The sequence below is a fragment of the Kitasatospora sp. NPDC087315 genome (assembly GCF_044744345.1).
Lineage (GTDB): Bacteria > Actinomycetota > Actinomycetes > Streptomycetales > Streptomycetaceae > Kitasatospora.
In genome coordinates, this window is record NZ_JBIUYD010000024.1 from 58069 (window position 1) to 81372 (window position 23304).

Below are 23304 nucleotides of genomic sequence, written 5' to 3' on the forward strand. Positions count from 1 at the left end.
TGGCCTCGCATCGGCCCCTCGGCGTCCGCCTCTCACATCGGCTCCACCGCCCGCAGTTCGCCGTCCAGCTCCAGCCACCGGGTGAGGCCGAGGCCACGCAGGAACGGCAGGTCGTGGCTGGCCACGATCAGCGCGCCCTGGTAGGCGGCGAGCGCCTGGGTGAGCTGGCGGACGCTGGCCAGGTCCAGGTTGTTGGTCGGCTCGTCGAGCAGCAACAGCTGCGGCGGCGGGTCGGCCAGCAGCAGGGCGGCCAGTGCGGCCCGGAAGCGCTCGCCGCCGGAGAGGGTGGCGGCGGGCTGGTCGGCCCGGCCGCCGCGGAACAGGAAACGGGCCAGCCGGGCCCGGATCGCGTTGTCCCCCGCCGACGGGGCGAACAGCTTGACGTTCCCCGCGACGGTGAGCCGGTCGTCCAGCAGGTCGAGCCGCTGCGGCAGGTGGCGCAGCGGCACCGGGGTGGTGATCTCCCCCTCCAGCGGGGCGAGTTCACCGGCGATGGCGCGCAGCAGGGTGGTCTTGCCGGAGCCGTTGCGGCCGACCAGGGCGATCCGTTCGGGGCCGCGCAGGTCGAGGTCGGCGGTGGTGCCGTAGGGCAGCCGGACCTTCTGCAGGGTGAGCACGGTGCGGCCGGCCGGGACGGCGGTGCGGGGCAGGTCGATCCGGATCTCGGCGTCGTCGCGGACGGCCTCCTCGGCGGTGGTGAGGCGCTGCTTGGCCTCCTCCAGGCGCTCGGTGTGCATGCCCTGGAGCCGGCCCGCCGTCTCCTGGCCCTGGCGTTTCAGCTTGCCGGCGAAGATGTGCGGGTCGTTGCGGGTGACCGAGCGCTTCTTGCCGTAGCTGGCGCTGCGCTCCAGCCTGCTCCGGGCCTCGACCAGGTCCCTCTTCTGGCGCTGGACGTCGGCCTCGGCGTTGCGCAGCAGCCGCTCGGCCGTCTCCTGCTGGGCGGCGACGGTGCGCTCGTACTCGGCGAAGTTACCGCCGTACCAGGTGACTTCGCCGTCCCGCAGGTCGGCTATCTGGTCGACGTGCTGGAGCAGTTCGCGGTCGTGGCTGACGATCAGCATGACCCCGCTCCAGCCGGCCACCGTCTCGTAGAGCCGCTCGCGGGCGGCGCGGTCGAGGTTGTTGGTGGGTTCGTCGAGCAGCAGGACGTCGGGGCGGCGCAGCAGCAGGGCGGCCAGCCGCAGCAGGACGGCCTCGCCGCCGGAGAGCTCGCCGGTGGTGCGGTCGAGCCCGAGGCGGTGCAGGCCGAGCCGGTCGAGGGTGGCGCGGGCACGCTCCTCGACGTCCCAGTCGTCGCCGACGGCGTCGAAGTGCCGCTGGTCGGTGTCGCCGGACTCGATCGCGTGCAGGGCCTCGCGGACGGCCCGGATGCCGAGCGCCTCATCGACCCGAAGCGCCGTGTCGAGCGTCAACCCCTGGGGCAGGTAGCCGAGTTCGCCGCTGACCCGAACGGCACCGGCGGTGGGGGTGAGCTCGCCCGCGATGAGCCGCAGCAGCGTGGACTTGCCGGCGCCGTTGAGCCCGATCAGTCCCGTCCGGCCGGGGCCGACGGCGAGGTGGAAGCCGTCGAGGACGGTCTTGCCGTCGGGCCATTCGAAGGCGAGGTCGGTGCAGAGGACGGAGGTGGTGGATGGTGCCATGGACGGCCTCCCGGATGGTTGCCTGACGTGATGAGGGGGAGCAACACGGGAGACACCGCGGGTGCGGCGGGAGCGGGAGCGCCGGGTCGGGCCCGGCGGGGCCGGATCGGGCCTGGCCGGGTCGGAGCGCCGGAAACGAACGGCGGCGGGGCCTGCTCACCACTGAGGTCGCACACTCGCGCACCACGCACAGCAGAGCTGCGGCACGGCGGGGGCGGTGTCTCGGGACCTCAGTAGAGCAACGGCCTTCTCCTGTTCTGGCGGGTGGCGGAGCTCACGCTACGGAGGCCCGGACGGCCCCGCAACCGGTTTTCCGGCCCTGCCCCATGGCCCGGCCCGTCCCCCCGAACACCCGGCCCGGACACCCGGCCCGATGGCACCCCGGGCCCGCGGCATCCCGCCGCGGGCCCGGGGGCGCTCCGGCGGCTTTCCGCCCCCGGCCCCGCTGCTCCTAGAATCGGGAGCATCATGAGCGCCACACTCGTAGTCAAGGACCTCAGCGCCGGCCACGGCGACCGCACCCTCTTCTCCGGCCTGGACCTGGTCGTCGCCCCCGGCGACGTGATCGGCCTGGTCGGGGTGAACGGCGCCGGGAAGTCGACCCTGCTGCGGCTGCTCGCCGGGCTGGACACCCCCGAGGGCGGCACGCTGCGGCTCAGCCCGGCCGGCGCCAGCATCGGCCACCTGCCGCAGGAGCCGGAGCGCCGCGAGGGCGAGTCCGTCCGGGACTTCCTGGCCCGCCGCACCGGCGTCGCGGCCGCGCAGGCGGCGCTGGACGAGGCCACCGAGGGCCTGGTCGAGAGCCGCCCGGGCGCCGACGACGCGTACGCGACGAGCCTGGACCGCTGGCTGGACCTCGGCGGCGCCGACCTGGAGGAGCGGGCCGAGGAGGTCGCCGACTCGCTCGGGCTGAAGGTCTCGCTGGACCTGCCGATGACCGCACTCTCCGGCGGCCAGGCCGCCCGGGCCGGTCTGGCCTCGCTGCTGCTCTCCCGCTACGACGTCTTCCTCCTCGACGAGCCCACCAACGACCTCGACCTGGACGGCCTGGAGCGGCTGGAGGCCTTCGTCAAGGGCCTGCGCGCGGGCACCGTGCTGATCAGCCACGACCGCGAGTTCCTGGCCCGCACGGTGACCAGGGTGCTGGAGCTGGACCTCGCCCAGCAGCAGGTCAACGTGTACGGCGGCGGCTACGAGGCGTACCTGGAGGAGCGCGCGGTGGCCCGTCGGCACGCCCGCGAGGAGTTCGAGGAGTACGCCGACACCAAGGCCGGCCTGGAGGCCCGGGCGCGGATGCAGCGCGGCTGGATGGAGCACGGCGTGCGCAACGCCCGCCGCAAGGCGAGCGACAACGACAAGATCGGGCGCGCGGTGCGCGCCGAGTCCACCGAGAAGCAGGCGTCCAAGGCCCGGCAGACCCAACGGATGATCGAGCGGCTGGACGTGGTCGAGGAGCCGCGCAAGGAGTGGGAGCTGCGGATGGAGATCACCACCGCGCCGCGCTCCGGCTCGGTGGTCGCCACCCTGCGCGGGGCCACCACCCGCCGCGGCGACTTCGCCTTCGGCCCGGTGGACCTCCAGATCGACTGGGCCGACCGGGTCGCCATCACCGGCGCCAACGGCGCGGGCAAGTCCACGCTGCTGGCCGCCCTGCTCGGCCGGCTCGAACTCGACGGCGGCAGCGCCGTCCTGGGCTCCGGCGTGGTGGTCGGCGAGGTGGACCAGGCGCGCGGTCACATCTTCAAGAACGAGCACAGCCTCGGCGGGGCGCCGCTGGCGGAGGCGTTCGCGGCCGCCGTACCGGAGTTGACGCCGGAGGAGGTGCGCACCCTGCTGGCCAAGTTCGGCCTCAAGGCGGCGCACGTGCTGCGCCCGGCCGGCACCCTCTCCCCCGGCGAGCGCACCCGCGCCGCGCTGGCGCTGCTGCAGGCGCGGGGGGTGAACCTGCTGGTGCTGGACGAGCCCACCAACCACCTGGACCTGCCCGCCATCGAGCAACTGGAGTCCGCGCTGGCCTCGTACACCGGCACGCTGCTGCTGGTCACGCACGACCGGCGGATGCTGGACACCGTCGCGGTGAACCGGCGGATCGAGGTCAGCGGCGGTCGCGTCCGGGAGAGCTGAACCCCTGCGGACGGTCGGGGGGCGAGTGGGGCGGACGGTCGGGGCGGGCGGTCGGGGCGGGCGGACGCATCCGTGGTCCAGACCTGACCCCTTCCCCCGACCGTCCGTCATGTGCTCTGCTGTCGACCATGGTTGAGAGCCCCATGGTTGACAGCACGGCGGCGGCCGGCGCCTCGTACCCGAGCGTCCCGCTCCGCCCGATGACGGTGCCCGCCCACGAGGCCGAGGCGCGCAGCAAGTCCTTCCACGACGTGATGGACCAGCGCAGGACCGTCCGCGACTACTCCACCCGCCCGATCCCGGACGGCGTCGTCGAGTGGGCGGTCCGCACCGCGAACACCGCGCCCAGCGGCGCCCACGTCCAGCCCTGGCGCTTCGTGGTGATCACCGACCCGGAGCGCAAACGGCGGCTGCGCGCGGCCGCCGAGGCCGAGGAGCGCGAGTTCTACGCGCACCGGGCCTCCGAGGAGTGGCTGGCCGCGCTGGCGCCGATCGGCACCGACTGGGAGAAGCCGTTCCTGGAGGACGCGCCCGCCGTGATCGTCGTCTTCGAGGTGCACAAGGGCCCGCACTCGCCGCGCCCGTACTACACCAAGGAGTCGGTCGGCATCGCGGTCGGACTGCTGCTCGCGAGCCTGCACCAGGCCGGGCTGGCCACGCTCACCCACACCCCGAGCCCGATGAAGTTCCTGAACGAGGTGTGCGAGCGGCCGGCCGAGGAGCGGGCCGCGTACGTGATCCCGGTCGGGTACCCGGCGGACGGGGCGCGCGTGCCCGACCTGCGGCGCAAGGATCTCGACGAGGTGCTGGTGCGCCTCTGACGCGCCCGTCGCGCGCTCCGACGCTCCCGGCGCCCGCCCCGAAACTCGGTGGTCCCCGGTTTGGGCCGCCGACATAATCGCTGTCATGAGTCACGTCATGCCACGGTCCTGCAAGGAAGCGCCCGAGCCGGGGCCGCGCGCCACCGTGCGGGGCGAGACCCCGCGTGCCGGGGCGCCGGGCGAGGTCACCGCCGGCCGGCCGCCGGAGCTGCTGCGGCTGGCCGGCGGTGTCTCCCTGCACCGCCGCTGCGCCTGGCACGCCACCGCGCTCAACGCCGCCGTCCGCGCCAACCTCGACCATCTGCGGCCCTGGATGGAGTGGGCGGCCGAGGCGCCCACCCGCGCGCAGACCGGCCGGCTGACCGCGGCCGGAGCCGCCGCCTGGGACGCCGGCACCGACTTCATCTACCTGGCCGGGCTGGACGCCAGGCCCGGCAGCGTCATCGGCGCGTTCGGCCTGCACGGCCGGATCGGGCCGGGCGCGCTGGAGATCGGCTACTGGGTGAGCGCCGAGCACGTGGGCCGCGGCATCGCCACCGCCGCCGCCCGGGCGCTCACCGAGACCGCCCTCGCCCTGCCCGGCATCGAACGGGTGGAGATCCGCTGCGACCAGGCGAACGGCCCCAGCGCCGCCGTCCCGCGCAAGCTCGGCTACCGCCTGGACCGGGTGGCCGACACCGCGGTCAGGGCACCCGGCGAGACCGGGCGGCAGCTGGTCTGGGTCAAGGAGCGCTGAGCGCCCGGCGGCGGGCGGCGGTGCCGTTCGGAACCGCTCAGTACCGCCCGCCGGTCGGCGCGGGCAGGGCGTCCAGCTCGGCCAGGTCGGCCGCGCCGAGCACCACCTCGGCCGCCGCCGCGTTGTCCGCCAGGTAGCGGGGCGTCTTGGTGCCCGGGATCGGGAAGACGTACCGGCCCTGCGCCAGCACCCAGGCCAGCGCCACCTGCGCGGGCGTCGCCCCGACCCGCGCGGCGACCTCCTTCACCTTCCCGACGAGCGCCAGGTTGGCCGCCAGCGCCTCCTGCTGGAAGCGCGGCAGCGTCCGGCGGAAGTCGTCGGCGGGCAGTTCGTCCACCGAGGAGATCCGCCCGGTCAGGAAGCCCCGGCCGAGCGGCGAGAACGGCAGGAAGGCGATGCCCTGCTCCTCGGTGTACGGCAGCACCTCGGCCAGCGCGTCGCGCGTCCACAGCGACAGCTCCGACTGCACGGACGCCACCGGGTGCACCGCCTGCGCCCGCCTGATCTGCTCGACGCTCACCTCGGAGAGCCCGATCCGGCGCGCCTTGCCCGCCGCGACCGTCTCGGCGAGCGCGCCCCAGGTCTCCTCGATCGGCACCTGCGGGTCCACCCGGTGCAGCTGGTACAGATCCACGTGGTCGGTGCCGAGCCGGCGCAGGCTCTCGTCGATCGCCCGCCGCACGTGCTCCGGCCGCCCGTCGTTCGCCACCCGCGTGTCGGTGCCCGGGACGAGGCCCACCTTGGTGGCGAGCACCGCGCGCTCCCGGTAGGGGCCGGCCAGGGCGGTGCCGACCACCTCCTCGTTGTTGTACGGGCCGTAGATGTCGGCGGTGTCGATCAGGGTGACACCGAGGTCCAGCGCCTCCCTGATCACCCGGACCGAGACCTCGTCGTCGCGGTCGCGCAGGTCGTAGGCCCAGGTCATCCCCATGCAGCCGAGGCCGACCACCCCGACCTCGGGGCCCTCGGTTCCGAACGTGGCGGTACGCATCGCGGTTCTCCTTCGTGTCGGGATTCGTCGGGATCCGTCGGGATCCGGTGTCACCGGGACCAACGGGAACCAGCCTTCACCTTCGAGCGCACTCAAGGTCAAGTGCGGCACACCCGAACGGTGCGGCGCCCGGGCCGGCGCCCGCCTCGACCACACCCGCGGCCGCCCGGTGAGCCGACGGTGTGAAACCCGAGCGGCCGCCAGGATGAGAGCACTCTTAAACCATGCACAAGCCGGGCTGTGGCGCGCCTTGATGTCCCGGAAATGCTTGACGTGCACAGCTGGTCTAGTCCAGTTTGATGCTCAGTACCGCGCACCTCCCCCGCATCCGGACACCCCGCCCCCAGCCCGCCGCCGCCCGCCCGCGCACCCCGGTCCTTTTCTGCGCCCGTGGTCGGCGGGGCACCGTCCCCGAGAGGCACCCCCATGCCACGCGCGCCCCAGCACGCCCCCGTCCAGCACGCGCCCGCCCAGCACCGCCGCCCCGCCGGCCGCGCCAAGCTGCTCAGCCTCGCCGCCGCCGTCGCCCTGGCCGCGGGCGGACTCGCCGCCCTCGCCGGCAACGCCGGTGCGGCCGACGGCAACCTGCTCGCCAACGCCGGCTTCGAGAGCGGCTCGCTCGGCCCGTGGAGCTGTTCCGCCACCACCGGCAGCATCGTCAACACCGGTGCGCACAACGGCTCGTACGCACTCAAGGGCGCCGCGGGCAGCAGCGACACCGCGCAGTGCGGCCAGAGCGTCACCGTGCAGCCCAACACCACGTACACGCTCAGCGCCTGGGTGCAGGGCCAGTACGTCTACCTCGGCGCGACCGGCAGCGGGGTCACCGACCCGGCCGTCTGGACGCCCGGCGGGGCCGCCTGGCAGCAGCTGTCCACCACGTTCACCACCGGACCGGCCACCACCAGCGTCACGGTGTACCTGCACGGCTGGTACGGGCAGGGCTCCTACCTCGCCGACGACGTCTCGCTGACCGGGCCCGGCGGCGGCAACCCGTCCACCCCGCCGCCCACGTCGGGCACCCCGACGACCACCGCCACGCCCACCGGCCCCGGCACCCCGCCGCCGAACGTGGCCGTCCCGGTGGCCCCGTACATCGACATGGGCGCCTGGCCGACCCCGTCGATGCCCGCGATGGCCAAGTCCGGCAACCTCAAGTCCTTCACGATGGGCTTCGTCACCGGCGTCGGCTGCAAGGCCAGCTGGTTCAACGCCTATGACCCGCGCACCGGTTGGGCCAAGGACCAGGTGGACGCGCTGCGCGCGGCCGGCGGCGACGTCAAGGTCTCCTTCGGCGGCGCCAGCGGCACCGAACTCGCCGCCGCCTGCACCACGGTGGACTCGCTGTTCGCCGAGTACGACGCCGTGGTGAAGGCCTACAACCTGCGCTACGTCGACTTCGACATCGAGGGCGCGGCGATCGCCGACACCGCCTCCAACACCCGCCGGTCCGCCGCGCTGGCCAGGTTGCAGCAGGCCAACCCCGGTCTCAAGGTCTCCTTCACCCTGCCGGTGCTGCCCGAGGGCCTCACCGCCGACGGCGTCGCCATCGTCAAGTCCGCCCGGGACGCGGGCGTGGACGTCAACCTGGTGAACGTCATGGCCATGGACTACTACCGCACCGGCACCGACTACGGCGACGCGGCCGTCCAGGCCGCCCAGTCGCTCTACGGCCAGCTCAAGACCCTCTACCCGGCGAAGAGCGACGCCCAGCTCTGGGCGATGGTCGGCGTCACCCCGATGATCGGGGAGAACGACGACCACCAGATCTACAACCAGGCGGACGCCCAGCAGCTGGTCTCCTTCGCCCAGCAGCACCACCTCGGCGTGCTCGCCTTCTGGGACGCCACCCGGGACGCCAACGCCTGCACCGGCGCGCTGTTCAAGTGCACCAACATCCCGCAGCAGCCCTACGAGTTCGCGAAGATCTTCGCCCAGTACGGCGGCTGACCAGGCCTGACGCGGGTGCCGGCGGCTCGGGGAGCCGTCGGCACCCGCACGCCCGGGCCGCCGATGCACGTGCCCGGCAAGGGCATCGCCACCAGCGTCCGCCGCCGTCTGGACGCCCTCGGCGCCACCGTGGTTGGCATATGTCATTCGTAAACTCTTGTTACCGCAAGGAGGTTTGGAAACTAAAGTTGTCGCCATGAAGCCGACCGAAGCCACCTCCGCCGAACTCGCCTCTCTCGACCGGGCCCTCCAGGACGCCCTCACCCCGCTCGCCACGGCCCTGCGCGCCCGGGCGACCGGGCTCACCGAGGACCGCATGTGGAACGCGGACCCGATCGAGGTCACCCTGTCCGTCCTCGCCGCCTGGAAGGTGGTGGACACGGAGGTCGAACGGCTGACGGCGATCGCCGCGCGGACCGCCGGCTCCTACGGCGCGAACTACGAGCAGCTCGGGGCCGCCTGGGGCATCACCCGGCAGGGCGCCCGCAAGAAGTGGCCCGACGCCGTCGAGAGGCCGACCGCGCAGCCGGACCGGGCCACCGTCGAACTGTTCGGCGGAAAGGCCGAGTTGTCCCGCGATCCGGCATCGGGCCACTGGCGGTGGACCGCCCGCGGCGCCGACGGGACGGACGGCGCGGCCGACAGCGGCACCTCTTGGGCCACCAAGGAGGAGGCCGCCGCCCACGCCGGCGCCTTCCTGAACGAGCACGCCACCGGCCGACGCTGATCCCCCGGGCCCCGGGCCCCCGCGCTCCGGCGAGCCGCGGAGTGGGAAGTCGGCCGGTCCGACGTCCCACTCCCGAGGGGAACCGCCCGGCCGCCCGGCGGCCAGACGCCTCGTCACAGCCTCACCGCCAGGACCCTTCCCGGCAGGGCCCTTCCCGGCAGGCCGGGGCAGCCGAGGACGAACAGGCCCGCGAAGGACGCCAGGACGACCGCCATGACCAGGCGCCCCCTCGCGGTGGTCCGCCTCGCCGGCCTCGCGACCGGCCCGCAAGCGCACCCGGTCACCGGTGACGTGCGGCTCGACACTCCTCCGATACTCCTGGCGCTCCCGGCCGTTCAGGGTCCAGGTGCAGAGGTGCGGTCGACGACCCACCCGCTTGCGCAGACCCGCCTGCACCTCTCCCACGCGCAGCACCACCCCCGAGAGTGGCGAGGCAGGCCGCCCCGTAGAGCAGGCTGTCCTCCTTGGAGGACGACGGGCACCCGGGCACCGACACCACCGCGCGAACACCGCAGAGGATTCACCCTCCGCACGACAGCGGGCTGCGGGCCTCCGAGGCGGCCCTGGACGAATCCGTCCAGGGCCGATTCCGTCCAGCCAGGAAACCTTCCACCCGCCCTGCGTTGCGGGAAAGCTGGTACTCGCCACCAGGGAGCACCGCCCAGGGGTGCAGGCCGGAGGAAGCGTCACCGCGGGACGCGAAACCGGAGACCACACGTCACCCCCCGACTCTCGCAAAGGACTCCGTCATGCCTGACACCACTCTCACCGAGGCCGCCGCGGTCGCCATGCCCGCCCGGGGCGGGTCACCCCCGGTATCCGGGTTCCCGCATCCCGGCCCGGCCACCGCCGACACGACCGCGGTCGCGACCGCCGACACCGACGCGCCGCCGTCCGGCACCATCTGACCTCAACCGGGCTGACCTCAACCGGGCCGGGCCACCCCGCCCCAGAAGCACGTGCGGTCGCCCAGCAGCCGTGCCGCCCGCCCAGTACGCCGCCGGCCTGCCCGCGCTGCCCGGGCTTCTCGGCAGAGTCGCTCCCCCGCTCCTTCCCGCGGCCTTTCCCACCACCCCGGCATGCGCGGTCGATCCCCCTGGCACGAGCCAGTACCCGCAACTAAGCACGGATCCAAGGCACTTACTGATGCACCCCGGCCCGGACCGAGTCCCGTCCCGGGCGCCGCTCAAGGCCCGTCCATTCGACCAACCCACCTCAGGGGAGACAACCATGTCCACTTCGCGCTCCGTCCTGCGTTCCACGTCCCTGCTTCTCGCGGCCGGCCTCTCGATCGCCGTGCTGAGCACCACCCCGGTACAGGCGCAGCCCGTCCCCTCGGCCGGCGCCTCGACCACCGCCGCCCCGGCCGCCGTCCCCGGCACCAACGACAAGGGCGGCGCGGGCCAGGGGTCCCCGTCCTTCGGCAAGGGCCAAGGGGCGGACGGGTCCAGTGCCGCACTCCAGACGGCGGGCCCGGCAATCAGCCGCTCCACCGCCCTGGCCAGGGCGGCCGCATGGGTGCCGCTCGGTCTCAACTACAGCTGGACCACTTACCACGACGGCTACCGCCAGGACTGTTCCGGCTACGTCTCGATGGCCTGGAAGCTGGGCACCCCCGGCCTGGACACCACCAGTTTCGTCCCCGCCGGTGTCGCCTCGTGGATCGGCAAGGGCGACCTCAAGCCGGGTGACGCCCTGCTGAACGACGCAGCCGGCGCCAGCGGCCACATCGTCCTCTTCGACCACTGGACGGACGGCGGCCAGAACTCCTACGTGGGCTACGAGTTCACCGGAACCGGCGTCCACCACCGTGTCATCCCCTACCCGTACTTCTCGGGCTACGGCACCTACAAGCCGGTCCGCAACAACAGCATCGTCGACGACGCGCCGCCGGCCAACAACTGGCAGTCGAAGCCCCTCATCAGCGCCGCGGCCACCGGCACCACAGACCGGGTGAACCTGATCGGCTCCGACGGGGCGCTGTACTCGACCAACGGCGACTACTCCGGCCCGGGCTGGGACAACAAGTGGTTCCGCCTGGACGGATCCGGCCTCAAGGCCTTGACCAGCGTGACACTCGGCAACAAGGTGATCACCTTCGCGCTGGGCGGCACCGGCAAGGTGTACAGCAAGTCGGCGGACTACAGCGCCGGTTCGTGGTCCGACGGCTGGGTGGAGGTGCCGGGTGGCGCGGCCGGCGCGACGGCCCTGACGGCGACCCTGATCGGCAGCACCGTCCATCTGGCGATCGTCGGCGCCGACGGGGCGCTGTACTCGACCAACGGCGACTACTCCGGCCCGGGCTGGGACAACAAGTGGTTCCGCCTGGACGGATCCGGCCTCAGGGGCCTGACCAGCATCGCCCTGGGCAACAAGATGATCGTCTTCGCGCTGGGCGAAACCGGCAAGGTGTACAGCAAGGGCGCGGACTACACGGCCGGCAGCTGGTCCCCGGGCTGGGACGAGGTCCCGGGCGGTGCGGCCGGTGCCAAGGGCATCACGGCCTCGGTCACGGGCAGCACGGTACACCTGGAGATCATCGGCTCGGACGACGCGCTGTACAACACCGACGGCGACTACTCGGGCCCCGGCTGGTCCAACATCTGGACGCGTATCGCCTCCAACCCGATGAAGAGCCTGACCAGCGCGGTCTCCAACAACGTGATGCACGTCTACGGTGTGGGCACCGACAACCGCGTCTACTCCATCGGCGCCGACTACAACGCCGGCAGCTGGTCGTCCTGGGGTGCCGTCCCCGGTGACGCCGTCTCCGGCTGACCGGCTCTCCTCCGGCGCGGCCCGGCCCCCAGCGCACCACTTTCCCGGACTCCGAACGGGAAGGGGGTACGCCGGGGGCCCGGTCTTCGCCGGGCGGGCCTTCCGGCTACTCCCGTGCCATCCCCGCATGGGCGCGCATCGCCGCGCGGTCCTGCGGCAGCCCCCGGGCAGCCAGGATCTCCAGGAAGTTCACCCATCGCCACGTCTCGCCGTCGAGCGAGGCCACGACGCGGACCAGGCGCTGCTACCGCTCCCCCAGCTCCGCGAACGCCGGGATGCCTGCCGGAGGTTGCGGCCGAAGGCCAGGCGCAGGTCGGACACGGTGATCGTGAAGGCGGCGGGGCCCAGGCCGGCCAGGGCGGTTGCCGCCGCCCCCGCCCGTCAGCGCAGGTGGGCCAGCACGGTGAGGTCCCAGTCGAAGCCGACCAGCAGCCGGCCGTCCGGTGCCAGGGCCAGCGCTCCCACGGACATCGGGACGTCCAGGGCCTCGCCGATCTGCTCGCGGGTGGCCAGGTCCCAGGTCCGCACCTCGTACCAGCCGCCGGTGACGGCGACCTGGCGGCCGTCGAGGGTCGCGGTCACCACGGTGGTGGCGAGGCCGGTGAGCGGCGTGCCGAGCTGACGGCGCGTGGTCAGGTCCCAGACCCGGACGGCTTCAGGACCGGCGGTGACGGCGACCGGGCGGCCGTCGAGCCGGGTGGTCGCCACCGAGGTCACCCGGCCGGTGTGACCGGTGAGGGGCTCGCCGAGGGGCCGGCGCGTGGTCAGGTCCCAGAGCCGAACCGTGCCGTGCTCGCCGCCGGTGACGGCCACCCGGCGGCCGTCCAGCGCCGTCGTCGCCACGGACAGCACCTCGCCGGTGTGGCCGGCGAGCGACTGCCCGACCTGCCGGCGGGTGGCGAGGTCCCGCACGCGCGCCGTTCCGTCCTCGCCGCAGATCACGACCACCGGGCGGCCGTCGAGCCGGGTGGTCGCCAGGGCCGGTACCCGGCCGGCGGGGCTGATCAGCGGTTCGCCGATCTGCGCGCCGGTCACCAGGTCCCAGACCCGTACGGTCGCGTCCTCGCCGCCGGTGACGGCGACCGGCCGGCCGGCCAGCACCGTCGTCGCCACCGTGGACACCCGGTCGGTGTGGCCGACGAGAGGTCCGCCCAGCGGATGCCCCGTGTCCAGATCCCACACGCGGACCGCCTCCTCCTGCCAGCCGCAGGTGACGGCGAACCGGCGGCCGTACGCCGTGGCCGCCGCCACCGCCGTCACCTCACCGGTGTGCGCGGCGAAGGCCAGCCGGAGGCGGCGCTCGACCGGGGAGGCGGTGGCGTCGGCCCGGTCGAGCGCCTCCCCCGCCGGGGCCGATGGACCCCACGCACCCCGTCCGCCCTGGGCCCGGGCTCCGCGCACCCGCGCTCTCATCTCCTCCAACCACCCGCCACCGGCGCCCCCGCCGGTCCGGTCGGCGTCGTGCGGCACAGTGTCAGGCATGGGCTCACCCTAGAACTTCTCCGTTGGACGTCGTCGCACGGGCCCGGTGCCACGGTGCGGAGACCCGTCCGGCGCGGTGGTGGACGGCCGGCCTCGGGGTGGGTCGGGCCGGTCAGCCCTGGGGCTTGTTCCGCCGGTTCTTCAGCATCAGGGCGCGCGAGAACTGGTCGTCGGCCGTCGTCGTCCCCTGGGGGAAGTTGGCGCTCATCAGCTTCTGGTAGGCGTCGGGCCGGAACTCGGCCATGAGGAGCCAGCCGCTGCGGACGTAGGTGGTGGGCCCGCTGTTCCCTGCGCCGTCGGCGCCGTCGATGCGCCCCGCGTAGTGGCCGGGCTCCTTGCTCATCACGTCCACGAAGGTGTTCGCGAGCGGGGCGAGCATGGCCGGGGTGATGCCGTACCGGCCGGACAGGTAGGCCCGGTAGAGGCCCGCGCAGTCCAGGCTGCCGTGGTTGTTGTCCTCCTTGCCGTTGGTCGAAGGGGCGTATCCCCAGTCGTAGGCGGTCTTGCCGGCGCCGTCGGTGTACTTGCGCGCCTGCGAGAAGAACCAGTCGATGCTGGCCTGCACCAGGTCGTCGTACCGGTTGACCCGCTTCGGGTCGTCGCCCAGGAGCTGGTGCGCGATCGCGAGGTTCTGGAAGGCGTAGTCGAACATCATCTGCTGGTTCCACGGCACCGGCTGGCCGCCCTTGTAGGGCGAGTCCGCCGCGAAGTACTGGCGGTTCCCCTTGGAGACGTCCAGCAGCCGGGCCAGGATGTGCCGGTCGACGGCGGTGTCGGCCTCCGCGACGAACCGCTTGGCCCGGTCGAGGTAGGTGGCGCCGTACCCGTGGGGGTCGCCGCTGGTCACGGGCTTCTGCCAGATGCCGGGCGTCCGCAGGATGAGCCGGGCGCAGTTGGCGAGGTGCCCCACCGGGTCGCCCTGCTCGCCACCGGTGCCGATGGGCTTGGCCGTGACGTCGTTGGGCCACGCGGGATCGACCTTGCCGGTCCAGAGCACGTGCTGTCCGACCGGGCGGGCCGCCAGGTCGTTGCGCTCGGAGAGGACGGTGTCGCAGAAGCCGATCATCCGGTCGAGGATCGCCCGGTCCGCGGAGACCTCGTACACCAGGCCCATCGCCTTGGTGGACTCACCGCTGTGCCCCTGGGCCCACTGGTTGCCGATGTTGTCGGCGGCCGGCGTGAGCGTCTGAATGTAGGACTTGTACGACTTGATCTCGTCTGCGGTGACCGGGCCGTCCAGGCTGCTGAACTTCAGGACCGGGCGGGCGTTTCGCGCCGACGCCGCCACGGCCGACGTCGCCCCGGTGCCCTCGTGCCCGGATGCCACGCCTCCGATCGCGATCACGCCGGCGCTCAGGCAGACCAGTGTCGTGCTTCCGAGCAGGATCTTCGTGGGTTTCCTCGGCGCCATTGCGGACCTCCTGGGGAGCGGTCAGGGCACTGACCGTGGTGAGCCGTTGTCCGGAGCGCGCCGTGCGCGCGGGTGTCCGAACCGGCCGGCCCGGAGGGCCGACACCTGGGTTGACGGCCCTCGCACCGGCCCGGGTTCACCCGATCAGCTTGTGGTCCGGCGTCCCGTTGACTCAGTGTTCGGCCGCGTTGCGGAACTTCACCGCGAGGTCGGCAGCGTCGTGGATATCCGTGATGCCCAGCAGGACGAGGGCTCCGGACGTCGAGGCGTCGTCCCAGGCACAGATGGTGTTCGCACCCTTGCCGCCGCACTGCATCTGCCCGCCGAGGGGGCCCGGGTCGACGGCCTGCGGGCGGTCGATCCTGGCCCCGGCGAAGAAGTTCTGGAGAGCCCAGGAGGACGAATGCGTGGCCTTCTCGTGGGCGAGTTCGGGGCTCCACTCGTTCGTGGCGGCGGTCAGCACGACCTGCGGGTGGGTGTCGTCCGGCGAGTTCGCGTAGAACCAGCTGCGATGCGACGCGTCATTCGCCATCCGTGCCTCCAGCTGTGCGGCGTTCTCCCCGACGAGCAGGTGGTAGTCCCCGACGGAGGCCGGCGCGACGACCGTGCGGTCGGTGGGGCCGGAGGACGCGGCGGCATCACGGAAGTCGTTCCCGGAGGCCTTCACGCCTATCGCGGTCGTCCCGACGGCGGCGAGTGCGCCCATCACGGCCAGGACGATGTTCGTACGCCTCCGGCGCAGCCCGGCGATCCGGGTGGCGTCCTCGGGGCTCCGGGGCGGCTGCTGGTCGACCACGCCGCGCCATTCGCCGGTCGCCTTCCAGAGGAAGAGCAGTCCGAGCGCACCCACGATGGCGTATCCGGTGTACTGCCCGTACTGGTAGGCATGTGACTCGACGTCGATCGACAGAAGCATGGGCCGGATCGTACCGGCGCGGCCCCATCCGCGATCTCGCCGGGCTGCCCACGGGAAGGCACCGCAGCAATCTCCGAATTCCATCCGTGATCCGCCCGGAGGAGGCGGCGGGTCGCCCCGATTCGGGCCTCGGAGCCGGGCACCCGGCCCTCAGGGGTCGGGGGTTGGGGGCTGGGCCACACACCCGGGCTGTCCGTCCCACGGCGGACAGCCCGGTTCTGTACGGCCGCCGCCCCTCCCCCGTACGGGTCCGTCAGGCGCTCCTCCCCGCCCGCAGCGAGCGCGCCGCCGCCCGGACCACCTGGCCCGCGAGCAGGCCGGGGGCCGCGCCCAGCGCGAGGCCGAGCAGGCTGTCCCAGACGTCCTGGGCGTCGCAGGCCCGGCCGAGTCCGGGCAGCGCGTACTGGACGGCCTCCACCGCGAACGGCAGGGCCGCCGCACCGAGCAGGGCGGCCGCCGCCCGGGGCCTGGTCCCGGCCAGCGCCGCCGCGAGGCCGACCGGAACGAACATCGCGATGTTCAGCTCCGCCTGCCGCGAGGTCAGCCACTCATCGGGCGGCCGCAGCCCGGCCCCGGCGAACGCGCAGTGCCGGACGGCGTCCCGGGAGAGCTCCCAGAACGCCCCCTGGCTGTCGGGCAGCAGCGTCAGCGTCACCACCCCGCCACCTGCCAGCAGCAGCACGAACGCCACCGCCCAGTGCGCCCGCAGCAGCCGCCCCACCGGCCGGTTCAGCAGCGCCGCCGGTACCAGCGAGCAGAGCAGCCCGGGCCAGAACAGCGGCACCCCGCTCAGGAGACCTGTGATCACGCCTGAACGGACGCCCCGGACGCCCGCCCGGTTCTGGCCGCGCCGGTTTCCGGCGCGGCCAGGGACGCAGGGCCGGAGTGCTCAGCGGTGGGCGGAGAACTGCACCACCTGCTGGTACGTCGGCCGGTTCTGCCAGGTGGTCTTGGCGTCGGTCACCCCGCCCAGCGGCCGCTGGATGACGGTGTCCGCGCACCACTGGTTGCCCGCCGCGCAGTCCGCGTCCCCCGGGTAGACCTGGGCCGGGGTCTGTGCGGCGGCCCGCTTCAGGGTGTCGAGCAGCACCGACCGGCAGGCCGCGAGGTCGCCCCCGCCGCAGAACGGGCGGGCCAGTGGGCCCGCCACCGGCTGGCCGAGCACGGCCCGCAGGTCCTTGTCCAGGTAGCTCCACCAGCCGTACTGGAACGCGGAACCCTTGTGCGGGATCGACTCGTTGGCGCTGACCGGGCCGCCACCGGGGCCCGGCTGCCCGCCCGACGGCGACTCGTTGATCTGCAACGCCCCGGTCAGCGCGGCGAAGAGCTGGTCGCCCAGCCCGGGCCGCATCACCCCCTCCGCGGCCAGCGGCCACCAGGCGTCCATGATCCGGATCGCCGCCGCGTCCGCGTACGTCTGGCTGCCGGCCGAGGTCTCCCGGCGCTGCGCGCCGTGCGCCAGCCAACTCTCCAGCTGCTGCACGGCGGTGACCGCGGCCGGGTCGGTCACCGGGGCGCTGCGGATCACCCGTAGCAGCTCGGGCAGCACGTCCTCGGCCCGCAGGTCGGCCAGCGCGGCGCTCTCCATGGCCTGGGTGAGCGAGACCCGGCTCGCCCTGCCGCCGTTCTTCAGCAGGGCCTTGACCCGGTCGTCGAGCAGGTTGGCCCGGTGCACCGAGCCGTTGCCGTAGCCGGCCGGGGCGTACCCGGCGGCCTGTTTGTTGTTCCAGGAGATGTAGTAGTCCTGGTTGACCGACTGCGGGTGCTCGGCCGGCGGGGTGTACCGCGCGGTGTTGGCCACCGGGTCGAAGTCGGCCCACTCGTAGGCGGGTTCGGCCCGGACGGGCAGGCCGGGGTCGACCCCGGGGGCGCGGACGGGGTTGGCGCCGGAGTTGTAGTACGCGATGTCCCTGGAGTCCGCGTAGAACCAGTTGAAGGTGTAGTTGATGTCCTGCGCGGTCCGCTGGAAGCTCGCGGCGTCGTGCACCGCGCCGGGGTCGTTGAGCTCCTGGAAGCCGATGATGGAGTCGGCCTCGTGGCGGTAGGAGGAGCGCAGCGAGGTGAAGGCGACGGGGGCGCCGCCGACGATGCCGCGCGCGGTCACCAGGCCGTAGCGGGAGCGGTACATCACCAGGGTGTAGGAGCCGGCCGCGGTGGAGTCGGCGGTGGTCGGGCTCCAGGCGTTCTTCCGCTCCAGCCGGTCGAACGGCAGGCACTGGCCGTGCCAGCGGTAGGAGTTGGCGGCGGTGGTGACGGGTGAGCCGTCCGTGGTGCAGAGCGGGACGGCGTAGGTGTCGGTGATGTCCTGGCCCGCGGAGGTGGCGCTCCAGGCGTAGTCCTGGCCGCGGCCGAGCTGGACGTAGAAGCTGAGGCCGGCGAAGGCGGCGCCGCGGGCGCTGATGCCGGGGCCCTGGATCTCCTCCAGCATCAGCAGCTGCGGGGCGAAGTAGCCGGTCTGCGGGCCGAAGACGGCGACGGGGTGGCCGTCGTCGGTGTGGCTGCCGGAGACCAGCAGGGCGTTGGACATCCCGTGCCGGTCGCGGAGCAGGTTGCCGGGCAGCACGCCGCCTGCCGGGGTGGTGAGCTGTCCGGCCGAGCCGGTGGCGTCGTAGACCAGCCGCTCGGGCACCACCGATCCCGGGTCGGGCAGCGCGGCGCCCTGCGGGTCGTCGGGCGCCTGGGCGTAGGGGAAGCTCTGCCCGTCGTGCAGGGTCTGGACGGCCTCCGGGTCGTCGGCCTCGCGCAGCGACTTCCAGACGGCGTCGCCGGCCTCCTTGCCGTAGCGGGCCTCGGCGGCCGACTTGACCTGGGCGGAGGCGAGTTCACCGCCGCCGCCGGAGCCGAAGAGGGCGCCGACCACGGAGGCGAGGGCCACCAGGTCGGTCAGCTTGAACGGTGCGATCGAGCCCTGGTTGGTGATCGGGTCGATGTGCCCGGTGAGGTCGTACTCGCCGGGGAAGTAGCGGCCGTCGTACGCCTCCTTGACGTACTGGTTGATGCCGTCGAGGTAGGCGGTGGCATCGTTGAGAGCCTGCTTCGCCCGGTCGCCCTGCCCCGCGATGGCGTCGATCTGCCGCTGGAGCTCGTCCTCGGTGTACGGGGCGGCCTGCCAGAAGCTCTGCTCCAGCTGGCGGTTGGCCGCGGCGCCGCCGGCGAAGCCGGAGAGCTCGCCCCGGCCGACGTGCCGGAAGAGGTCCATCACCCAGAGCCGGTCCTGCGCGGCGGCGTAGCCCGCGCCGAACTCGGTGCCGTAGCGGGTGGTTCCGGTGATGTGCGGGACACCGGTGGCCTTGTCCCGGACGATGGCGACGTCGGCGCGGGGCCGGGTGGTGCTGGCCACCTGGTCGGCGGGGACGCCGAAGGAGGCGTCGTTGAAGAAGCTGCGCAACTGGGCCTCGGTGAGGCCCGGGTAGCCGGCCGCGAGCGCCGCGTACGGGCCGAGCTGGTCGTCGGTGTGGGCGGGGCGGCTGCCGAACATCCGGTTGAGGATGATCTCCGCGAGGGTGGCGTTGCCGTTCTCGCCGGGCGGCAGGATGTCGAGGCAGCGGCCGCCGCAGTAGTCGCCGGCCGCGACGGGGGTGCCGGGCACGGGGGTGGCCGGGGCGGGTGTCGTGGTGAGGGCCGCGGTGATGAGGAGGGCCGCCGAGAGGCCGGCGACCGGGAGCCTGAGCGCATGGGGGCGTCGGTGCATATCAGCTCCTCCGTCAGAGCTAAGAGGGTTCGACGGTAGGGCTGTTACTGGCCGGTTGCCTAGTAGCGTGCATGCCATTTGCCGCGCGCCCCGCACGTCCTGCCGAGTGCGTCCCCGGCAGCAGGTGATCCCCAACTCCCGTATATCTGAAGACAATCATCTATCTCGCTCGATCGAGCGAACTATCCGTCACGCCCACACTTTTGCCTCCTCATGGGGGAACATCAGCACGTCCGCGCCCGAACGGCCCATGTCCGGGCGGCACCACCTCAGGCCACTTGGATCAGCCCGTGACTACCTCCGCCCCCGTGTGGGACTGCCCGTTCAACCACACCGCAGGCCTGGAGTTCGACCCCCTCCTGAAGCAACTGCTCACCGAGGACCCGATCGCCAGGATCCGGCTGCCGCACGGCGAGGGCGAGGCCTGGCTGGCCACCCGCTACGAGGACGTCCGCGTCGTCACCACCGACCGCCGGTTCAGCCGCGCCGCCGGCATCGGGCGGGACCTCCCCCGCATGACGCCCGCCCCGATCGCCCAGGTCGAGGCGATCAACCTGATGGACCCGCCCGCCCACAACCGGCTGCGGCGGCTGGTCGCCAAGGGCTTCACCAACCGCCAGGTCGAGCAGATGCGGGCGAAGACCCAGCGGATCGTCGACGGCTTCCTGGACGAGATGGCCGAACACGGCTCCCCCGCCGACCTGGTCCACCACCTCTCCAGCCGGCTGCCGCTCACCACCATCTGCGAGATGCTCGACATCCCCGAGCGGGACCGCGCCGAACTCCGCGGCCACGCCGTCGCGATGATGTCGATGGGCCCCGGCAGCGGTGACGGCCAGGTCCGCGCCAAGACCGCCCTGCGCGACTACTTCGCCGAGCTGACCGCCGCCCGCCGCCGCGCCCCCGGCGAGGACCTGATCAGCGCCCTCGCCACCGCCCGGGACGGCGAGGAACTGCTGGACGACCAGGAGCTCGCCGTGATGGCGATGGTCCTGCTGGTCACCGGCCACGACACCAGCACCTACCAGCTCAGCAACATCACCTACACCCTGCTCACCCACCCCGAGCAGCTCGCCAAGCTCCGCGCCCAGCCCGACCTGCTGCCGCGCGCCCTGGAGGAGCTGCTCCGCTTCATCCCGTTCCGCCAGGGCGTCGGCATCGCCCGGGTGGCCACCGAGGACGTCGAGCTGGGCGGTGTGCTGATCAAGGCCGGCGAGGCCGTGCACGTCTCCTACCTGGCCGCCAACCGCGACGGGCGGATGTTCGACCGGCCCGACGAGCTGGACCTCGACCGCGGCACGGCCAACCACATGACCTTCGGCTACGGCACCCACCACTGCCCCGGCGCGCACCTGGCCCGGATGGAGCTCCAGGTCGCCATCGGCACCCTGCTGCGGCGCTTCCCCGGGCTGCGGCTCGCCGTCCCGGCGGACGGGCTGGACTGGCGGACGGGCTCGATCTGGCGCTACCCGCGCACCCTTCCGGTCGCCTGGTGACCCTCCCCCCGCGCCACCCAGGCGCACGTCCGACGCACCCGTAGGCACCAGGGGAGACCTCATCCATGGCAACACTCTGCCGACCCGCCATCGCGGTACCCGAGCACGTCATCACGCTCGGCCAGACCCTCGACCTGGCCCGCACCCTGCACGCCGGCCACCCGCAACTCGCCCTGGCACTACGGCTGATCGAGAACACCGGGGTGCGGACCAGGCATCTCGTCCAGCCCATCGAGCAGACCCTGGAGCACCCCGGCTTCACCACCCGCAACGCCGTCTACGAACGCGAGGCCAAGCTGCGCGTCCCCGAGGTGGTCGAACGCGCCCTCGGGCACGCCGAGCTGTCCGCCCGGGACATCGACCTGATCGTCTACGTCTCCTGCACCGGCTTCATGATGCCCTCGCTGACGGCCTGGCTGATCAACACCATGGGCTTCCGCTCGGACACCCGCCAGGTGCCGATCGCCCAGCTCGGCTGCGCGGCCGGCGGCGCCGCCGTCAACCGGGCGCACGACTTCTGCCGCGCCTACCCGGGCTCCAACGTCCTCATCGTGGCCTGCGAGTTCTGCTCGCTCTGCTACCAGCCGACCGACCTCGGCGTCGGCTCGCTGCTCTCCAACGGCCTGTTCGGGGACGCCGTCGCCGCCGTGGTGATGCGCGGCCGCGGCGGCACCGGCGTGCACATCGAGCGCAACGGCTCGCACCTCGTCCCGCACACCGAGGACTGGATCTCCTACGGGGTCAAGGACACCGGCTTCCACTTCCAGCTCGACAAGCGCGTCCCCGGCACCATGGAGATGCTGGCCCCCGCCCTGCGCGCGCTGGCCACCGAGCACAGCTGGGACGTCTCGGGCCTCGGCTTCTACATCGTGCACGCCGGCGGCCCCCGCATCCTCGACGACCTCTGCCACTACCTCAATCTGGAGCCCGCCGCCTTCCGTTTCAGCCGCGCCACCCTCACCGAGCGCGGCAACATCGCCAGCGCCGTCGTCTTCGACGCCCTCGCCCGCCTCTTCGACGAGGGCGCCCTTCCCGACGGCGCCCAGGGCCTGATCGCCGGTTTCGGACCAGGCATCACCGCCGAGATCTCGCTGGGCAGTTGGGTCGCCACCCCGGTCGGGGCCACCATCCCCCACCGCTCCCGCGCCCTCGGCACCGCCGGCCTCGCCCTGGCCCGTACCGCCACCCCCCTCCGTCTCCCCGCCGGCACTACGATCTCGGAATGACCGATACCACGGACCGAACGGACACCACTGGCAGAGTCGCCGAACTGGCGGCGCGTTTCCCCACGCTGCACGCGCCGCAGCACTGGGCGTGGGGGCCTTACGACGCGCAGTTCTCGACGGAACTGCCGCCGGACGAACTGGTCACCAACATCCATCTGGTCGGGTTCAGCGAGGGATTGGTGGTGCTCTGCCGGGACGAGCGCGACCACTGGTTCCTGCCGGGCGGGACGCGGGAGAGCGGGGAGAGCATCGAGTCCTGCCTGGTCCGGGAGTTGCGGGAGGAGGCCGGCGCGCAGTTGCTCGGGGCGCCGGTCTGGCTGGGGGCGCACCGGTGCGTGACGGACGCCCCGGAGCCGTACCGGCCGTGGCAGCCGCACCCCGAGAAGGCCTGGCTCTGGGGCTGGGCGGAGGTGACGGTGGACTCCGCGCCGACCAATCCGGCCGATGGCGAACAGGTGGTCGAGGTGCGGGCGATGGAGGCGGGCGAGGCGCAGCAGCTGCTGGCCGGTGGGCGCGACGCCTGGTGGGCCGAGCTGATCGGCCTGGCCGTGGAGCTGCGGGGGCGGGCCGGGGGCTGACGCGCGGCCCGGCCGACGGCTGAAGCGCGGCCGAGACGCCTGGTCGGCGAGGTATTCCCATCGGCGCCGGAGATCACTTGAATGGCCGAGCAGCGCAGCGCAATGTCCAATATACGGTGATATGAATCGGGTGACGCCTGTAGCCAGGGGGTCGCACCGATGGGAGCACCATGGACAACTACCCGCTGCTCAACATCTTCTGGACGATGCTGGAGCTCTTCCTGTGGATTCTCTGGTTCTTCCTGCTGTTCAAGATCATCACGGACATCTTCCGCAGCCATGATCTGGGCGGCTGGGCAAAGGCCGGCTGGCTACTCCTCGTGATCGTGCTGCCACTCATCGGCGTGCTCGTCTACGTCATCGCGCGCGGCAGGTCGATGAGCCAGCGAGACGTGGAGCAGGCCCAGCGGAACGAGGCCGCCTTCAAGGAATACATCCGCAGTGCCGCCGCCCCGCCGACGGAGGGCGGAGGCGGCACCGGGGCCGCCACGGGCGCCCGCAGCCATGTCGACGATCTGGCCAAGCTGGCGGAGCTCAAGGCCACCGGCTCGCTCACCGAGGAGGAGTACCAGCGGGCCAAGGAAAGACTGTTGGCCTGAGCACCGGCCGGGCAGCGAGGGAAGCGACGGCGGGGGGGGGGGGGGGGGGCGGGGGCCCCCCCCCCCCCCCCCGGGCGGGGGGCCCCCCCCCCCCGGCGGGGGGGGGGGGCCCCCCCCCCCGCCGCCCCCGGGCCCGGC

At 73.0% G+C, this 23304-nt stretch carries 18 protein-coding genes; 11 read left to right on the forward strand and 7 right to left on the reverse strand.

Going from position 1 to position 23304, the window contains the following annotated elements; genetic code table 11:
• Positions 1–32 precede the first annotated feature (32 nt).
• Complete coding sequence (locus ACIO5D_RS29740; RefSeq protein ID WP_400798977.1) at positions 33–1640, reverse strand: ABC-F family ATP-binding cassette domain-containing protein; 1608 nt, start codon at positions 1638–1640, stop codon at positions 33–35.
• A 468-nt stretch (positions 1641–2108) separates the two neighbouring features.
• Here ACIO5D_RS29740 and ACIO5D_RS29745 point away from each other — a divergent pair, with 468 nt between their 5' ends.
• From ACIO5D_RS29745 to ACIO5D_RS29755, 3 genes are all read left to right on the forward strand, one after another.
• Complete coding sequence (locus tag ACIO5D_RS29745; RefSeq protein WP_400656441.1) at positions 2109–3764, forward strand: ABC-F family ATP-binding cassette domain-containing protein; 1656 nt, start codon at positions 2109–2111, stop codon at positions 3762–3764.
• A 143-nt stretch (positions 3765–3907) separates the two neighbouring features.
• Complete coding sequence (locus tag ACIO5D_RS29750) at positions 3908–4585, forward strand: nitroreductase family protein (protein ID WP_363612403.1); 678 nt, start codon at positions 3908–3910, stop codon at positions 4583–4585.
• A gap of 85 nt (positions 4586–4670) precedes the next feature.
• Positions 4671–5321 carry a GNAT family N-acetyltransferase gene (locus tag ACIO5D_RS29755; protein WP_400656444.1) on the forward strand — a complete coding sequence of 217 codons (651 nt, stop codon included), beginning with the start codon at positions 4671–4673 and terminating at the stop codon, positions 5319–5321.
• Positions 5322–5358: 37 nt separating this feature from the next.
• Here the strand turns inward: ACIO5D_RS29755 and ACIO5D_RS29760 are convergent, their stop codons facing one another.
• Complete coding sequence (locus tag ACIO5D_RS29760; RefSeq protein WP_400798980.1) at positions 5359–6312, reverse strand: aldo/keto reductase; 954 nt, start codon at positions 6310–6312, stop codon at positions 5359–5361.
• Positions 6313–6738: 426 nt separating this feature from the next.
• Here ACIO5D_RS29760 and ACIO5D_RS29765 point away from each other — a divergent pair, with 426 nt between their 5' ends.
• The 4 genes from ACIO5D_RS29765 to ACIO5D_RS29780 all read left to right on the forward strand — a co-directional run bounded on the left by ACIO5D_RS29765 (position 6739) and on the right by ACIO5D_RS29780 (position 11767).
• Positions 6739–8262 (forward strand): carbohydrate binding domain-containing protein, encoded by a 1524-nt coding sequence (locus tag ACIO5D_RS29765; RefSeq protein WP_400656445.1) that lies wholly within the window; start codon positions 6739–6741, stop codon positions 8260–8262.
• 196 nt (positions 8263–8458) lie between these two features.
• Positions 8459–8989, forward strand: a complete 531-nt coding sequence (locus ACIO5D_RS29770) for a hypothetical protein (RefSeq protein WP_400656446.1) — start codon at positions 8459–8461, stop codon at positions 8987–8989.
• A 749-nt stretch (positions 8990–9738) separates the two neighbouring features.
• Complete coding sequence (locus ACIO5D_RS29775) at positions 9739–9897, forward strand: hypothetical protein (protein WP_400656448.1); 159 nt, start codon at positions 9739–9741, stop codon at positions 9895–9897.
• A gap of 322 nt (positions 9898–10219) precedes the next feature.
• Positions 10220–11767 (forward strand): hypothetical protein, encoded by a 1548-nt coding sequence (locus ACIO5D_RS29780; RefSeq protein ID WP_400656450.1) that lies wholly within the window; start codon positions 10220–10222, stop codon positions 11765–11767.
• A gap of 381 nt (positions 11768–12148) precedes the next feature.
• On the opposite strand, the gene ACIO5D_RS29785 is transcribed toward ACIO5D_RS29780, so the two are convergent.
• From ACIO5D_RS29785 to ACIO5D_RS29805, 5 genes are all read right to left on the reverse strand, one after another.
• Complete coding sequence (locus tag ACIO5D_RS29785) at positions 12149–13249, reverse strand: WD40 repeat domain-containing protein (protein WP_400656452.1); 1101 nt, start codon at positions 13247–13249, stop codon at positions 12149–12151.
• Positions 13250–13361: 112 nt separating this feature from the next.
• Entirely contained in the window at positions 13362–14660 is a 1299-nt protein-coding gene (locus tag ACIO5D_RS29790) for a hypothetical protein (protein WP_363612389.1), read from the reverse strand.
• A gap of 172 nt (positions 14661–14832) precedes the next feature.
• Positions 14833–15576 (reverse strand): hypothetical protein, encoded by a 744-nt coding sequence (locus ACIO5D_RS29795; protein WP_400656455.1) that lies wholly within the window; start codon positions 15574–15576, stop codon positions 14833–14835.
• Between the two features lie 253 nt (positions 15577–15829).
• Positions 15830–16384: a VanZ family protein gene (locus ACIO5D_RS29800; RefSeq protein ID WP_363612379.1), complete on the reverse strand. Its 555-nt coding sequence runs from the start codon at positions 16382–16384 to the stop codon at positions 15830–15832.
• Positions 16385–16465: 81 nt separating this feature from the next.
• On the reverse strand, positions 16466–19267 hold the full coding sequence (locus ACIO5D_RS29805) for a penicillin acylase family protein (RefSeq protein ID WP_400656457.1): 2802 nt from the start codon (positions 19265–19267) through the stop codon (positions 16466–16468).
• A 290-nt stretch (positions 19268–19557) separates the two neighbouring features.
• On the opposite strand from ACIO5D_RS29805, the gene ACIO5D_RS29810 reads away from it, so the two are divergent.
• The 4 genes from ACIO5D_RS29810 (at position 19558) to ACIO5D_RS29825 (ending at position 23166) form a co-directional block, all read left to right on the forward strand.
• Complete coding sequence (locus ACIO5D_RS29810) at positions 19558–20763, forward strand: cytochrome P450 (protein WP_400656459.1); 1206 nt, start codon at positions 19558–19560, stop codon at positions 20761–20763.
• Positions 20764–20828: 65 nt separating this feature from the next.
• On the forward strand, positions 20829–21989 hold the full coding sequence (locus ACIO5D_RS29815; protein ID WP_400656461.1) for a type III polyketide synthase: 1161 nt from the start codon (positions 20829–20831) through the stop codon (positions 21987–21989).
• Positions 21986–22567 (forward strand): NUDIX hydrolase, encoded by a 582-nt coding sequence (locus ACIO5D_RS29820; protein ID WP_400656464.1) that lies wholly within the window; start codon positions 21986–21988, stop codon positions 22565–22567. The genes ACIO5D_RS29815 and ACIO5D_RS29820 overlap by 4 nt, the downstream gene beginning before the upstream one ends.
• A 170-nt stretch (positions 22568–22737) precedes the next feature.
• On the forward strand, positions 22738–23166 hold the full coding sequence (locus tag ACIO5D_RS29825; RefSeq protein ID WP_400656466.1) for an SHOCT domain-containing protein: 429 nt from the start codon (positions 22738–22740) through the stop codon (positions 23164–23166).
• The last annotated feature ends 138 nt before the right edge of the window (positions 23167–23304 follow it).